This is a genomic window from Coleofasciculus chthonoplastes PCC 7420, from assembly GCF_000155555.1.
GTDB lineage: Bacteria > Cyanobacteriota > Cyanobacteriia > Cyanobacteriales > Coleofasciculaceae > Coleofasciculus > Coleofasciculus chthonoplastes_A.
The window spans coordinates 19,988-35,325 of the sequence record NZ_DS989861.1 but is presented as its reverse complement, the minus strand read 5'-3'; the positions used below and the strand labels follow the sequence as shown (position 1 = coordinate 35,325).

Genomic DNA, 15,338 nt, shown 5'->3' with positions numbered 1-15,338 from the left:
ATCTTTGAGATTATTATCAGTTTTACATTGAATACATTTCATGATTAGGCAATTTTCATCTTTAATAATTTCTGTAATTGGCTAAAAAATCAACTCACATACTCTCCATTCCTCTCCATTCCTCTGCGTACCTCTGCGTCAACCTCTGCGTCCCTCTGCGTTAAAAAAACATAATTTTGAGGTTTACTAAGGCGCACATTAGGTAAAGGGCGCACGTCAGTGCGCCCCTACGCACCTGGGAAATTAAGCAAATATCTGATTTTTTAACAAAACACTATAATCTTCCCGTTTTCTGATTAATCGGTGAGTTCCCTGTTCGACTAACACTTCAGCCGGACGCGGACGATGTAAGAAATGGGACGACATGGCGTATCCGTAAGCACCGCTGTCGAGAATCGCGATAACATCTCCAATCTTTAACGCCGGGAGTTGACAATTGCGTCCCAAGTAATCCCGTGAATAGGTGGTATTTCCACAGACATCGGTGGGATACTGTTCACCCTGGTTATCGGTAAAACTGATAATTTTTCGATAGCCACCATGTACCGAAGGAACGGATAAATTCGCCACGGTGGTATCAACGCCGACGATTTGTTTGCCGTTTTGCCACTTAACAGAAACGACTTTTGCCAACAAGGACGCACATCCTGCGATCGCGGCACGTCCAGGTTCTATAATTAAGTCTATAGGTCTGCCGATTGTCTCTAGTTTCTGGGTTATCGCCTGACCAAATCCTTGCCAATCAAAAGTGACGCCATTCCCCTGATAAGGATAGCCAAATCCACCGCCAAAGTCTAAATAGTCCCAATCCGGTAATTGTTGACCAATCTCGCATAAGGAATCAATTACTTGAGTAAAAGCTTTGGTAGCATTGGTTCCGGTTCCACGATAGAAATGGATACCTTGGAGTTGTAATCCGGCTGATTGGGTAATTTTCAGCGCATCCGGGAATTCTTTGGGTCTAACTCCAATGCGGCTATCCCCGGTTAATTCGGGTACATTTAACCGTAATCCTAAGTTTAATCGGGGTAATTTTGGGGTTAAGGACTGATAGACTTGACAGCATAAATCCAATTGGGAAATACTATCTAAATTTAAGGTGGTAATTCCCCAGTGAAGAACTTGCTCCATTTCTGGATAATTTAAATTACTGCCACTGTAAACAATCTTATCTGGGGCAAATCCCGCCTTTAAACCCAAATAGATATCTCCGGGAGTATTCCCATGGAGTCCCCACCCCTCTTGCTGGAAGATTTGCAGCAACGCAATATTACCATTGGTCACGCTGGCAAATTGGAACCGAGTGCGCGGATAGGGGACAGCGTAAGTAATATAATGAATTGTATCCCGTAGGCGATCGCCTTGATACACGTAGAGGGGTGAACCGTAGATATTCAGTAATTCTTGGTCATGATTCATGAGTCATGGGTCATTTGTTATTATTTATTTGTCATTGGTAATGTCGGTGTTTGTAGGGGCGACCCGCCTGCATCAATGAACAACTCTTTTCCTATCAATTTTTTCGGGTCGCCCTTGGTTCTGATGTGAAGGCGCAAGGATGGTGCCCCTCACCCCCAGCCCCTCTCCCACCCTGGGGAGAGGGGCTGGGGGTGAGGGTTCTCCTTCTCCCATGAAACAAAAGCTCTCGCATCCTCTATTCTTCCCCGTGCAAAAAAAGCGAAGCATTCCTACATTTAGGTGTACCATTAGCACTGAGAAACCACTATAGTTCACAAACCGAATAATTTTGTAATCAACGGTTGCAACTTATTCCACGCTTCAAACAACGTCGCCGCCGTCGGTAATCCGACAATAATTCCTTTTAACATCGTTGTGGCTCGTTTCGCCATTTTCTGATTCCCCTTTTCCTGGGGATTTTTCCCCGCGTCGGCTAACAGTTTTACCTGTTCTAACGCCTCCGCTTTATCGTCTTCATCTAAATTGGATTCCGCTTCAATCGCGGCTTGCAGTTGTGCCAAAAGTTCTTTGATTCCCGGTTTATCCGGTTCGGGAGACTCCGGTAATTCATTGATGGCAACACTAACAGTACCGCTAATTTCACCAATGGCTGAACCCGTTATACTTTCCCCTGCACCTGCAAGTCCACTGATTTTACTGCCATCTCCACTGGTTATGCTGATATTCCCTTTACTTTCAGACATTGTATCTCCTTGACTATAATAAGTTTGGGCATAAATTCCAGGACGCTTAATTGCTGCTTCCACTAAACCTGTCAGCCTCTTAACCTGTCCATCTTTCTCCGCTAACAGTTGTTGTAGCGCCGCCGGGGACAAGGCTTGCAAATCATTATAAGTCGTGAAATAGTCGTGATGCAGTTCAGAACGGTTTGCCTGAGGTGACGTTTCAGCACGAATTAACACTTTATCGCGATGCTTTCCCCGTTTTTCAATGGATACAATATCTAGTTCAGCGTCAGGATGGGTTTCAGTAAGCTGTTGGAACGCGATGGCAATTAAACGGGGGTCATCCACTTGGTTGTGATAGAGGTCAAGGGTTTGTACCATGGGCGCGATGAAGTCGGCAAATTCGCCATCTTCAAAGTTCTTATTCCAATCATCCGGTTTGCGGTGGGGATTGGGGTCAAGCTTATCCTCTAGGCGCATGAAGACATAATCACACTTGATACCATTAAGTTGGGTTTCCGGAGTGATACCCCAATCTTCAATACAAGCACCTGTTAATGTAGCTCCGGTTAAGTCGGTGTAATCGAGTTGGGTTTGGACGAGTTTGGCTCTGGATAAATCAGTATCTTGTAAGTTGGCTTCGCTTAAATCAGCGCCAATAAAACTAGCATCGGCTAGGTTTGCACCTTGCAAGTTAACACCGCGCAGGTTTTTGCGGTCAAAGTTCTGAGCTTGTCCCTGTCGGGTAATTAATAGTTGTCGCACCTGAGTATCTTTAATATAGGTCATGCCAGGGCGAACGCGATCGAGTTTTTGGGTTTGATGAAAGCAAGTACGGGTAAGAGTAGTTTGTCTTAAGTCGGTACTTTTGAGTGTGGCAGATGTGAAGTTAGCATCGGTTAAGTCAGCACGGCGAAAGTTAGTACCGCCTGTAGCAGCAAAGGCGATGGCGACTCCCCGAATCCAAGCATCTCTTTCATCTCCCCGAATTGCTCGCCAGCCAATGTAAGCGCTGAAGAGTGTGGCAGCGACAGCGATAGTGAAAGCGAAAGTTCCTGCGACAGCTTCACCTCCAGCTCCGGCGACAGCGACAGCCAAAGCGACAGTGACGGCTCCAACGACAGCGATAACGACAGTAACAGTGACAGCCAAAGCGACAGTGACGGCTCCAACGACAGCGACGGCCAAAGCTCCTGCGAAAGCTCCAACGACAGCTCCAGCTCCGGCGACAGCGACAGCCAAAGCGACAGTGATGGCTCCAGTTCCTGCGAAAGCTCCCACTCCACCGACAGCTCCTGCTGCCGTTCCTGCTCCTGCGATTAAACCTTTGCGGAGTATGATGAAAAAGAAGACTGCCAGCGTTATCAAACTCACCCAGCCAGCAATAACGTTTGCGGTACTGCTGCTATCAAAAATGTATGCGACAAAACCACCAGCGAATCCTGTAAAAATTCCTGATAGTCCTGCAAGTATCCATGAACTAATAACCAAAGCTGCTACCCAACGCTTTTGTAGTCCAGCCTTAGCGCCGCTAAAGTTCGCCCCCGTCAACTTAGCCTTAGTAAAATTTGCCCCTCGGATATCCGCCTCACTAAAATCTGCCCCAGAGAGGTTTTTTCCTTTAAACGATTGACCTCTCAAGTTTTCGCCACTGAAATCGCGTCTTCCAGCAGCGTATCGCTTCAAAACTTCACTGGCTTTCATTTTTCAGGGAATAGGGAACGGGGAAGGGGGAATCAGGGGTGAAAGCAATGTATACTGTTCGTGGTCACAACCTGAGCTTTTTTCATACTGAATGAAACAAAGTGCAGCGAAGCATCTGGTTAGATTCTTCACTCCGCTTCAGTTCCTTCGCTTCGCTCAGGACTCAGAATGACATACTCTGACTGGAATGTCACTGATTTAAGGTTGGTGGGTTGAGCGAAGTCGAAACCCACCCTACAGCATATCCAAGGTTTTGGCGATTTCCTCATGCTTAATTCAGTGCTATTCGACTCTGACTGTGTGAGGTATAAATACGTGCCATAGCGCGTCTAAAGCAATGGTGTAGGGGGGGTTTTACCGATAACATTTTAGACACAACCCATAACTTAACTCAACCCGCCCTTATCGGAAAACAGTGTCCTTTATCCTACTACTGGCGTAGCTAACCTAATTAGGTAGATTATCATTGTACTTTATAGCTTGATCAAGATCTATGAATTATTTAGGATCATCAACCCTAACTGCTCAAATTCCTATTGCCCATGGTCTAATGATTTCCGGTGAATCCCTAAAAAAAATATGTCAACACTGGCAGATTGTAGAGCTTTCTCTCTTTGGCTCAATTTTGAGGGAAGACTTTAATGTCGATAGCGACATTGATGTATTAGTGGAATTTGCCGCAGCAGCTAGAATTACATTTTTTGACCTCGATGTTATTGAGCAACAACTGAGCCAACTGTTTAACCGCCCCGTTGATGTCGTCACCAAGCCCGCCATTCAACAAAGTCATAACCCAATACGTCGCCAGAATATTTTGGCAAACTCGAAAGTGATTTATGAACAGAGATAGAGAGGTTTTGCTGGACTTGATTCGAGCCAGCCGCTTAATTTTGGAATTCTGCGAAACCTTAGATTATCAAACCTTTGCCCAAGACCTAAAAACTCAATCATCTGTCCTCTATCAAATTATCATTATTGGCGAAGCGGTGAACCGTCTATCTCCAGCATTCACTCAGGCTCATCCAGAAATTCCGATTAATGCCATTCGAGGAATGCGTAACCGAGTTGTCCATGAGTACAAAGAAGTTGATCTTAAAATTCTGTGGGAAGTCATTCAAACCAACATTCCCCAACTCCTCCAACAAATGCAAACCAGCATCACCGAAATGACAGAGTAGTCGCAATCTGTTGTACTATTTTTTAGTATCTTAAATAGAATGGCACTGACTTAAGACTGACCGTGTGAGGTATAAATACGTGCCATGGCGTGTCTAAAGCCATGGTGTAGGGGCGGGTTTGACCGATAACGTTTGAGACACAACCGATAACTTAACTAAACCCGCCCTTCTAAGGGAACAGGTAATAGGCAATTCATCATTCATCCTGTAATTTCCAATACCATCGCCAAAACCGAGACGGTAACCAAAAGGGATGTAACCCAGAATACCCAGATACCGTTTCATTTAACACCCTTCTGCGCCAAACTTGCCACATCAACAATAACCAGAGAATTTCCCCAATTCGTCGCCCTCGCAAATAGGCGCTAAATTCCCCTTTAATCAGTTGCAGGGGTAATTGCGGTTGCCATCGTCCTTCCGCTGCTAAAATACCCGAATTTAACCAATATCCTACCTCAGACCATAACTCATTGAAACACCACGCGGTTAATGGCACCCCCATCCCCCGTTTTTCCCGCCACACCACCTCTGGCGGTAACCAAGATTCCACCGCACGTTTGAGGATATATTTTTCACAAGCGCCCCGCAGGTAGAACTCCCCCGGTATCTGAAATGTCCACTCAGATAACGGAATGTCACAAAAGGGCGATCGCACCCACAATCCATGAGAGAATGCTAAGTTAGTCGCCCGTGGGTGGATATTTTGGGCGCCTTTTAACATTAACGTCGCCCGACGCAATCGATCTAAAAGAGTCGTGGTAAACTTAGCGTCTAAAGCTTCTGCTAACCATTGTTCCGGTTGCACTGATAACGCCTGTTTTATCTGATTCTGAAATACTCGCTCCTCATATCCCCAGAGACGGTGAAAGGTTCGCAAATACTGTTGGGTAAACTCTGTATTTCCACCGGGATGTTCTTGATTATAAACACCAGCCGCAATAATTGGTTTATTCGTCCATCCAGCAAAAAGTTGGTCGCCGCCTTCCCCATTAAAAATCACTTTTGTCTCTTGACTGGCGGCTTGACACAACAGATATAAGGGAACCGTTACCCCATCACCAAAGGGTAAATCTAACGCCGTGGCTGTCGCTTGAATCGCTTGCTTAATCCGGCGAGGTGTCGCATCAACTTTAACCAGGGGAATATTCAGATAGTCAGCAACCTGTTCCGCATAGGGCAATTCCGAGACACCCGCTAACCCAAAATCTAAACTGTAGGCTTTAACCTTGACTCCCGCTTGCACTAATAATGCCGCTATTGTAGATGAATCTAACCCGCCAGACAGAAAAACGCCAACAGGTTCACGGGGTAAGTTTTCCAGTTGTCGATGAACGGCATTTTTTAACCGGATTTGCAGTTGGGAGATGGCTTCATCTTCATCATGAATTAACACAGAGGCGGATTGCCATTGATAATAACGCTGGGTGGTATGAGTGAAGTCATGTTGAGATGAAATTTGCCAATTTTCCAGCGTTCCAGCCGCTACAGAAAATATATTGGCTACTGGGGTCAATGGTATGGGAACATAAGAAAAACAGCTATAGCCATATAATCCATGACTACTCACCTCTGGTGTTTTAAGCAGCGGTAATAATAGCTGCAATTTAGACGCAAACCAGATAACCTTTCCCTGTTTTGTCCAATAGAGAGGGACACGTCCAAAGGGTTCGCGTCCTAAAATTAGGTGATTATTTTCTACCTTAACCCAAGCATCGGCTGAGTCGTTAAAACCAGAGGCGGATAACGCGGCGATGATACCGTCTTTATTAGCGAAGGAAGAAGGAGGATTACTGCCAATATAACCAACCTGCCCATTTAAAGCATATTTTTCAGACAGTTTATTGATGAACTTTTTTGATTTCGTTGATGTTTCCAAACCTGTCGCGACGACGAGAAGTTTGGTTAACCTCGCATCGAGTTGATCGGGTAAATTTATACCCCAATAGCCGATAAATTGATATGGATTACTCACAATAATCTAATTTTGAATTAATTTCAGTCAAATGGCGCTGAAATACGCATTTTAATATACCGTAGTGGTATGGCACACCGAAGCAAGATGAATTAGCATTCCATCCAGAAACTGTAGGGGCGCACTGACGTGCGCCCGATTCAATGGTCACATCTATACCCAATCTACCGTTCAAATTACTGGTCTACCCGTGAGGTTTATGGCGAAGACAACACAACTACGAAGGCTATAGTAGGGTTGGATATAAAAACCTCAATAGGATTATAGGCTAAAGCCCTTACTACGAACCCAATCTAATTCATTAATTGAGGTGGGCTAAGCTGTCATACATTTAAATTGGGTATTAGTAACGAGCAAAATGCAAAGCCTGCGGCATGGCTTCGCTAAACGCACTAAGCTGTCATGCATTTAAATTGGGTATTAGTAGCGAGCAAGATGCAAAGCCTGCGGCATGGCTTCGCTTAACGCACTACAAGGATTTCACCATAATTGACATTAAGGTTTAAATGCCGAACAGCTTACGCCAGTCGTTTAGTTAAAATAGGGAAATAGATTTTATTAATAACTCTCGTTAGAAAATGACTCAATTACCCCGCCAAACTGACCCCCCACTTCCCCCGTGGCAAACCCTGCCAACGATGTATGATTTACCCAGTGAAAATCCGGAGGAACCTGGTTTGCCTGATGAGTTCCATTTTTTGCAGCCGTTGTTACTGTATTTGACGTTTTCCCCGACTAATTGGTATCCAGAACGAGTGTTTAGTGCTTGTGATTTGAATCTCTATTATGACCCGACTCATCCCAACTGGTATAAACGTCCTGATTGGTTCGGAGTTGTCGGTGTACCCAGGCTTTATCAGGAACGCGATATGCGTTTGAGTTATGTGTGTTGGCAAGAACGGGTGAAGCCGTTTATCGTGGTGGAGTTATTATCTCCAGGTACGGAAGATGAAGATTTGGGTCAAAGGGAAAGCGAATTAAGACACCCGCCGACAAAGTGGCGAGTTTATGAAGAGATTCTGCGGATTCCTTACTATGTTATTTTTAGTCGCTATACTAATGAATGGCAAGCCTTTCATCTAGTTGGTGGTCATTACGAATCCGTAGACTTGACTCAAGGCTGTTTACCGATACCGGAGTTGGGATTAAGTTTAGGCGTATGGCAAGGTGATTTTCGCGGGTTTAACCGACTGTGGCTACGGTGGATGACACTGGAGGGAACTTGGATTTCTTTACCCACGGAAGAAACAGAAATAGCCAGACAAGAAAGTGAAGCCGCTAGACAAGAAACGGAAATAGCCAGACAAGAAAGTGAAGCCGCCAGACAAGAAAGTGAAGCTGCCAGACAAGAAACGGAAATAGCCAGACAGGAAGCTGAAGCGGCTAAACGACGGATTCAAGAATTAGCCGCACGATTACGAGAGTTAGGTATTGAGCCCGATGATTTGGGAAATAGGGAATAGGTATGATTATTTAACTGTAAACGATGATTGGTCGAGTGCGCGATCGCCTAATCTCATCCGCACTTGCCAATCCCCCAGGGTTGCAGTAGAACCCAAGCTATGACGACAATAGGTAGACCAAACCTCTCGGTCAATTTTACTGGTTTGATAGCGATTCTGATGCACGATTTGACCATTGGGGTTAATCCAATCACACTGTAAGGAAAGCTTTTGTCCCACAGGTGCGTCTTGTAAGGTAACCCGGTAGACTATCTCTTGGCGATTAAAGTCCGATATCGGTTCACAGGTTTGGGGATTTGAGGTTATGCAACTTCCAGAAGCAGACATTGCCGCGATCGCACGTTGGCGATTTACAATGAATACCGTAGAAGCCGCGATCGCACCCACTATCGCCACCCCTACTCCTATCCCAATCCAGCGATTCCGTTTTTGTTGAACGGCTAACGCTTGACGACGACGTAGCTGGATTAGCGCTTCATCCAGCAACTCTGGTGGTAGATTCAATTCCTGCAAAATCTGCTGAACTTGTTGGCGGTCAATTTCAGCCTCGTGGCGTCTGGCTAATTGATCCACCTCAGCAACGAGTTGCGTTAACTGATCTTGAGTAAGTCGTTCATCAGTCACAATTGATTACTTCTAAACCAGAAGCTTGAGACTATCTACTTTCTCTTTAACATAAAACCTCTTTTCCGTCAAGGTTAGCGCTGTGACCAAGACTCCGTGATTCATACTGAGTTGCGCTCAAACGTAGTAGATAGGAAGAGCAGGGGAAGCAGGGGGAGCGGGGGAAGCAGGGGGAGAGAACGTTATATCTTTGAATGCAACTTGGTATCAAAAGGATGCTTCGCTTTTTGTTCCAGGGGGGAGAATTCAAAGCCTCTCTCCTTGTAGGAGAGAGGTTTGGAGAGAGGTTTTCCAGATCCCGTGAAAAGTAAGAACAAACCACACCCCCAATGACAAATGACGTAGCTTGCTTCTCAAGGACAGCGAGTTCTCCGCCGTTAACTTTAATTGTCCCCACCTACTTACTTATTCAATATCAATTTTGCGAGGGGGGGTTATGGGTTCCTCTTTCAGGGTTTTTTGACCCGTTCTGGCATAGAATTTATATTGTTCTAGAATGATTTTTGCCAGTTCAGAGAGGGGAATTTCGTGTCCCTCCAGCTTACGTTTCAGGTAATATTTGAGAGACTCGATATAAGCTAAACCCAGCGCCAACGTTAACGCGGCGGCGGTAGAGGCGGAAATGGCACCACCTACAATTGTCCCAGCACCCGGTATCATTTTAAGTAAATTCGCCGCGATCGCTCGACCCACAGTTGCCACACCGCCCACTCCGACAATGGTTGAGAGTACGGTGCTAGTAAAAGCACGATCAAAAGGTAACCCAAAGATAGCCGTGATATTTGCTAGCATCACGGTTTGCATGGTAACTAATATCGGTGCATCAGAAAAAGGAATCGGAGACGCGCCGACTAATGCAGAACCCGCCACATATCCCGTCACATATTTAAAGGCTTCCCCAGCTTTTAAGGTAATATTGCGACTCTGTTCTCTCAGAAATGCCTTGCGTGCTTCGGTAGACAGAAGATTAGCCGTTACTTCGACAAGATGGTCTAAACCATGGGCTTTAATTGTATACTCATCATCGATAGGTTTAGGCTGGGCGAGAACCGCAACGACCTGAGAAACGGGTAAATTTTTACTATCCAAAAAGACTTGAAACTCACTGCGCTTTCGGGTTAAGGTTTGGGTTACGACTAAAATAATTGGTACATCTTGTAGTTGTAGCTTATTCAACCATTTTTCCTCGACTTCATCAAACCGTCCCGCCTCATGTTCTAAACAGTACCAAATCACATGAATATGTTCTTGGGCGGCTTGTAGCCGTTGCGTTTCAATCAATTCCGCGACATCTAAGCGCACCTGTTGAATCTGTTCTGGATTGAGTTCAAGTCCAGGTGTATCGTAAACCGTAATCGGACATCCTTTTTTCCGGTAGCGTCGGATGGTTTGGGTAACCGGATAACCCACCCCAGTTTCGGCTAGACGAGATTGGAAAATAGCATTAATCAGCGTACTTTTGCCCACACCTGTTTTGCCAATGACCAGCACATTACACTGTCCCGTGTCCTTTCCGGCATCTTCGTAGGCTTCGCTCATTTTGTCCAAAAGCTGATCAACTGAAAAATCCTCTGCCATTCCCAGTCATTCCTTGGTCGTTTGATCTGATAGAGCCACGCTATCCACTGTTTTCTTAGTGTATCAAGTTGTGCGATCGCGCTCCTTACTTATAGCAGTAAACACATCGATTAGGACTTTCGGCACCATTGTAGAGACGCGCCATGGCGCGTCTCTACATTACATTGCTTATCAAACTCTATTGAATTCGTTCCATCTCCTTAACCCCTGGTGCTTGGAGAATTTGTCCATCACAACTAAAGCGGGAACCGTGACAGGGACAATCCCAACTCTTCTCAGCGCTATTCCAATCGACGATACAGCCTAAGTGAGGACAAACAGCGGAAACCGCATGAATTGAACCCTTTTCATCTCGATACGCGGCGACTTTGTTCCCATCAATGGTGAGCAGTTTCCCTTCCCCTTTGCTAACATCAGCAAAAGAGGACTCATCTAATCCCTTCAAGCGATCGCCAATCCAATGCTTACCCACGTCCAAATTCTCTTTAATCGAGGTTTCTGAGATAAAGGGAGTGGCGCGAGTGGCGTCATACAGATCAGCCCAGGGATTGGAACGTCCTAAAATCAGATCAGACAGGATCATCCCCGATAGGGTACTCTTGGTCATACCCCAGAGACTAAATCCCGTGGCGACATAAATATGATTGTTAACTGGGGTTAGTTTACCAATGTAGGGTAACTTGTCGAAGGATACCATATCCTGGGTTGACCAGCGATACTCGAAGGTATCTATGCCAAACTGGGTGCGACCATAGTCTTCTAAACGCAGATATCGTTCCTCTGTCTGGGTAACTGTACCCGTTTTATGACTCTCGCCGCCAATCAGTAAGAGTACACCGTCATTGTAGGGCGTCGTCCGCAGCGATCGATACTGTTCACCGATGCCAATAAACATACCATCGGGTGCTTTGGCTGGATCAATTGAAGCGGCAACAATATAAGAACGTTTCGGATAGGCTTTAGCAAAAAACAACCCTTGATCCAGAATGGGTAAATTTGTGGTGACAATTACATCTTTGGCTTTAAGTACCCCCCTGGTTGTTTGAACTTGACAAGGGCTATCTTCATCAACGGTTTCCACTCGCGTATCGTCAAACAAATAGCTACCATTACCTGGAATGCTTCTCGCTAAATGGAGCAAATATTTGCGGACATGAAACTGCGCTTGATTTTCAAACTTTACGGCTCCTTCAATGGGAAAGGGGAGTGATGTCTCTTTGACAAAAGAGGCGGGAAGTCCTAATTTGATCGCCGCTTCCACTTCAGCTTCAATTTGACTCAACTGTTCTGGAGAATCGGCAAAGGTGTAGGCACTTTGACGGCTAAAATCACAATCAATCTGCTCCTCTTTAACCAGTTGAGCCACCTGCTCAATTGCCGCCTGGTTAGACTCTCCATAAAGGCGGGCTTTGTCTTCTCCCAATTGCTGAATTAGATCGGCATAAATTAACTTGTGCAGGGATGTTATCTTTGCCGTTGTATGACCACTCACGCCCATAGCAACTCGTTTCGACTCAATCACCGCAACGGTTTTACCCGCACGCTTTAACAGGGTTGCAGCAGTCAGTCCAGCGATTCCGGCACCAACAATTGCTACATCGACAACAAGGTTGTTGATAAAAGGAGAAAATGTAGACGTTGGCGTTGAATCAATCCAAAATGAAGCAGGTTTTCCAGCAATCAAAGTCATGGGTGTATAAAATTAGGCTGTATTGTTCTACTGTAATGGAGGAGTTGGACGTGATTTCATCTATCTTTGGGAGGAAGAATTTTTAAGGCGACTGTTGATACTCAATCTGGGTTGAGCATCTAAAATTAAAGTTTACGGTTAAAATTGGGGAATAAGAAGCAGGAAGTAAGTTCCAAGAAAGTCCACTTGTGGGTAGTTTTGGGTAAATCTTATCTCACGGAAACTATTGATCTAACGGACAAAGAATAGCTAATGAACCAAGAGCGATCGCAGGACTATACCTCGACTCACCCCTCTGCGCCACTATCACCTGGCGCTGAGAAAACCCAAACGCCCTCTAACGATACTCATAACCCAACCTTGTCCCTAACCAATCCATCTGAAAAACCTACCTATACAGAAAAGTCAACTCGCCTACAAGCCTGGAGTCAGTTGATTAAATCGGTGACACCTTATATTTGGGTGGCGGTGATCCTAATTGTAATTATCCCGCTGATCGGAAGTGGTTTTATTGCCAGTTCATTATCAACCGATGCGACGAGTCTAGAGAAGCCGGAAAAAGAGATTGTCACCATTGAACGGACTGTACCAGATCAGGATAAAATTGATCGCGCGATCGCAACGGCTATCACTCATGCTCATCATACCGCCGAACAGTTTGCCTCAGACCAACTCGATGGGTGGATTGATCAACTCATGAGTCGCGTGGATGACAATTTTTTGGATTGGTATTTTGATTATTTTAATCAAAAGAAACTGGAATTTAGCGCTCCCTTTGTCTGGGTATCTTCAGCCGTTTCCCACTGGATTGATACCACAAAACCGACTCCAAATCAAGCCGTCGCCGAAAAAATGACGGAGGAATTCCAAACGGAATTTACCAAACGAGTCCTCCGCCCTAAAATTGCCCAACTTCAATTGGAACATATCACCAGAGATACGGTAAATTTGTATATAGCTGACTTAGAAAACAACATTTCCAACATTCAAACTCAGTACCAGATTCCGCAAGGCGAATGGGAGCGCTATTTGGATGATATTGCGGTAACGATCCGAGATACAGAAGGCAATCTGTCTAATTTATCGTTAAAAGTTTTAGTTGGCGGAAGCACTTACTTATTTGCCAAAGCCATGATTCCCGTTGTCACCAAAATTGGCAGTAAAGTTGCCGTATCTTTTGCCGGAAAAGCCTCCGCTAAAATGGCAGCAAAAACGGGCGGCGCTGTAGCTGGTAAATTCGGCGCTCAGTTTCTTGATCCGATTGTTGGCGTAGGAATTATTATCTGGGATGTTTTGGATTATCAACATACCGTAAACGTTGAGCGCCCTGTTTTGCGGGAAGCGATTCGGGATTATTTACAAGAAGTTAAGGCGTCCCTATTGGATAATCCAGATAATGGCATTATGGCAGCGATTTATCAGTTAGAGGGAGGGATTTTGAAGTCGGCTTGTAGTAAGGGCTTTAGCCCTATATTCTGTTAGTGTTCCTGTCCGATATCACCAAATCGACAATTAAGGGACGATGATCTGAACCAATATCTCCGCCAGTGCGAATAGCTAAAACGTTGATTTCTGGACTAATCAGACAATGATCCAGAGGAATCTGTAGCATTGGCGCACCCTGGGGCCAAGTAGGGAGAATACCAAAACCCGATCGCGCATTTTTCAATCCAGTCTGACGGATAAATTTGCGGTAATAGGGAGACCACATTGTTGTATTCAAATCACCGATGACGGCATGAATAGTGTTGGTTGAACTTATCACCTTTTCCAGTTCTAAAAGTTGCTGATTGCGTGACTTAAAATATTCCGCATTAATCGGCGGTAATGGATGAGTGGCAATAATAGAAACAGTTTGTCCTTGCCACTGTACCTCAGTAAAAATAGAAGGGATATCATACTCGGTGAACGATTTAATATCCGTATTCCGCAGGGGAATCGCACTGTAGACAGCAATGCCAAAGTTATCAAATCTCGGATACACAATCTGGTAAGGAAGGAGAGGCTTAAGCGCTTCTAGTTGCTTTGACCAAATTGGATTAATTTCCTGGACAACGAGCAGTTGAGGCTTTTCGGCTTTGACTAGGGAGATAAACTCAGCATAACGCTGGTTATCACTATAGACATTTGCCAGCAACACTCGCAACGGTTGTCCTGAAGGCGTATTAATTGGCGAAAATTGGGGAATATACCAGGGAATAACCTCTACAGCATTAAGGGTTAAACAAAATAAACTGATCAACCACCAGGTTTTTCGTCGTGCGAAGGACAATAAAAGGAAAACAATACAACTAATTACGAAGTATTGCACTTTGAAGTGGGAGATTAATTCAAAATATCGGTGAAATTCTCCCAGATAAGCGACTAAGGATAAGAGAAAACAAGGAATGAGTCCTGTGAGTCCTAAGCCAAAGGCGATATTCTTGATTTCAATTTTTCGGGATGTTGGTTGAGAGAACCAGAAGTGTTTCATATCGAGTTGCTGTAGTGGTACAGTAAGTGGTCATACATTGAGATAGTATTAGTAGCGAGCAAGATGCAAAGCCTGCGGCATGGCTTCGCTAAACGCACTAGGAGGACTTCGCCATGCTTAACATTAAGGTTTAAATCCAAACAACTTATCCTCGCCATAGCCAGGGAAGTTGTTGTCATCTATTTCTGATTCCATCTCCCTTATGCAAAAGGGAGTATCCTATAATTACGGTAAGCACAACCTCAATGGGAGGATTTCCTCCAAAACACTAGAAAGTTACAGCCCTAAGCCAGAAATCTTCACATCAGCGAAACTACACTGTCATAAGCACGTCACAACAAGTATCTATATTGATAAATGTCAGCGATAGGTCATTGTGATTCCTTCCCAAGCAACGGATTCACTCCGCCGACGCCAGACTCGGTTAATACCTTATCCGTAAATAATTATCACAAAGTCAATGGGGGTGTTAGCCATGGGTAGGAGAGAGTTGATCCTAATTCGGGTTTTCT

The 15,338-nt window shown here is 44.9% G+C and carries 11 protein-coding genes; 4 read left to right on the top strand and 7 right to left on the bottom strand.

All coding sequences use genetic code 11. The annotated features are described in order from the left end of the window. Nucleotides 1–243: 243 nt before the first annotated feature. The gene (locus MC7420_RS25030; RefSeq protein ID WP_006103994.1) at nt 244–1,419 is read right to left on the bottom strand and encodes a diaminopimelate decarboxylase family protein; all 1,176 of its coding nucleotides are present in this window, start codon (nt 1,417–1,419) and stop codon (nt 244–246) included. Between the two features lie 311 nt (nt 1,420–1,730). After that, nucleotides 1,731–3,848, bottom strand: a complete 2,118-nt coding sequence (locus MC7420_RS25025; protein ID WP_006104038.1) for a pentapeptide repeat-containing protein — start codon at nt 3,846–3,848, stop codon at nt 1,731–1,733. Between the two features lie 493 nt (nt 3,849–4,341). Between MC7420_RS25025 and MC7420_RS25020 the strand changes: the two genes are divergently transcribed. Together MC7420_RS25020 and MC7420_RS25015 are read left to right on the top strand one after the other, a co-directional pair. Further along, complete coding sequence (locus tag MC7420_RS25020; RefSeq protein ID WP_006103986.1) at nt 4,342–4,698, top strand: nucleotidyltransferase family protein; 357 nt, start codon at nt 4,342–4,344, stop codon at nt 4,696–4,698. Then, nucleotides 4,685–5,026, top strand: a complete 342-nt coding sequence (locus MC7420_RS25015) for a HepT-like ribonuclease domain-containing protein (RefSeq protein ID WP_006104058.1) — start codon at nt 4,685–4,687, stop codon at nt 5,024–5,026. The genes MC7420_RS25020 and MC7420_RS25015 overlap by 14 nt, the downstream gene beginning before the upstream one ends. Before the next feature lie 196 nt (nt 5,027–5,222). Here the strand turns inward: MC7420_RS25015 and MC7420_RS25010 are convergent, their stop codons facing one another. Next, nucleotides 5,223–6,998 carry an asparagine synthetase B family protein gene (locus tag MC7420_RS25010; protein WP_006103894.1) on the bottom strand — a complete coding sequence of 592 codons (1,776 nt, stop codon included), beginning with the start codon at nt 6,996–6,998 and terminating at the stop codon, nt 5,223–5,225. A 578-nt stretch (nt 6,999–7,576) separates the two neighbouring features. Between MC7420_RS25010 and MC7420_RS25005 the strand changes: the two genes are divergently transcribed. Further along, on the top strand, nt 7,577–8,461 hold the full coding sequence (locus MC7420_RS25005; RefSeq protein WP_006103946.1) for a Uma2 family endonuclease: 885 nt from the start codon (nt 7,577–7,579) through the stop codon (nt 8,459–8,461). A 6-nt stretch (nt 8,462–8,467) separates the two neighbouring features. Here MC7420_RS25005 and MC7420_RS25000 read toward each other — a convergent pair whose 3' ends face one another. The 3 genes from MC7420_RS25000 to MC7420_RS24990 all read right to left on the bottom strand — a co-directional run bounded on the left by MC7420_RS25000 (nt 8,468) and on the right by MC7420_RS24990 (nt 12,353). Beyond that, nucleotides 8,468–9,085, bottom strand: a complete 618-nt coding sequence (locus MC7420_RS25000; protein ID WP_006104078.1) for a hypothetical protein — start codon at nt 9,083–9,085, stop codon at nt 8,468–8,470. A gap of 405 nt (nt 9,086–9,490) precedes the next feature. Continuing rightward, nucleotides 9,491–10,663, bottom strand: coding sequence for a YcjF family protein (locus tag MC7420_RS24995; RefSeq protein ID WP_006103932.1), 1,173 nt, complete (start codon nt 10,661–10,663; stop codon nt 9,491–9,493). Nucleotides 10,664–10,841: 178 nt separating this feature from the next. After that, nucleotides 10,842–12,353, bottom strand: a complete 1,512-nt coding sequence (locus MC7420_RS24990) for an FAD-dependent oxidoreductase (protein ID WP_006103899.1) — start codon at nt 12,351–12,353, stop codon at nt 10,842–10,844. 252 nt (nt 12,354–12,605) lie between these two features. Here MC7420_RS24990 and MC7420_RS24985 point away from each other — a divergent pair, with 252 nt between their 5' ends. Further along, on the top strand, nt 12,606–13,835 hold the full coding sequence (locus MC7420_RS24985) for a hypothetical protein (protein ID WP_006103921.1): 1,230 nt from the start codon (nt 12,606–12,608) through the stop codon (nt 13,833–13,835). On the opposite strand, the gene MC7420_RS24980 is transcribed toward MC7420_RS24985, so the two are convergent. Then, entirely contained in the window at nt 13,822–14,826 is a 1,005-nt protein-coding gene (locus MC7420_RS24980) for an endonuclease/exonuclease/phosphatase family protein (protein WP_006103970.1), read from the bottom strand. The genes MC7420_RS24985 and MC7420_RS24980 overlap by 14 nt on opposite strands. Between the last annotated feature and the right edge of the window lie 512 nt (nt 14,827–15,338).

What these genes read in the sequence shown, in the direction of transcription:
- MC7420_RS24990 (WP_006103899.1), bottom strand. Translation starts at nt 12,353, where the DNA reads ATGACTTTGATTGCTGGAAAACCTGCTTCATTTTGGATTGATTCAACG.
- MC7420_RS24980 (WP_006103970.1), bottom strand. Translation starts at nt 14,826, where the DNA reads ATGAAACACTTCTGGTTCTCTCAACCAACATCCCGAAAAATTGAAATC.
- MC7420_RS25015 (WP_006104058.1), top strand. Translation starts at nt 4,685, where the DNA reads ATGAACAGAGATAGAGAGGTTTTGCTGGACTTGATTCGAGCCAGCCGC.
- MC7420_RS24985 (WP_006103921.1), top strand. Translation starts at nt 12,606, where the DNA reads ATGAACCAAGAGCGATCGCAGGACTATACCTCGACTCACCCCTCTGCG.
- MC7420_RS25025 (WP_006104038.1), bottom strand. Translation starts at nt 3,848, where the DNA reads ATGAAAGCCAGTGAAGTTTTGAAGCGATACGCTGCTGGAAGACGCGAT.
- MC7420_RS25020 (WP_006103986.1), top strand. Translation starts at nt 4,342, where the DNA reads ATGAATTATTTAGGATCATCAACCCTAACTGCTCAAATTCCTATTGCC.
- MC7420_RS25030 (WP_006103994.1), bottom strand. Translation starts at nt 1,419, where the DNA reads ATGAATCATGACCAAGAATTACTGAATATCTACGGTTCACCCCTCTAC.
- MC7420_RS25005 (WP_006103946.1), top strand. Translation starts at nt 7,577, where the DNA reads ATGACTCAATTACCCCGCCAAACTGACCCCCCACTTCCCCCGTGGCAA.
- MC7420_RS24995 (WP_006103932.1), bottom strand. Translation starts at nt 10,663, where the DNA reads ATGGCAGAGGATTTTTCAGTTGATCAGCTTTTGGACAAAATGAGCGAA.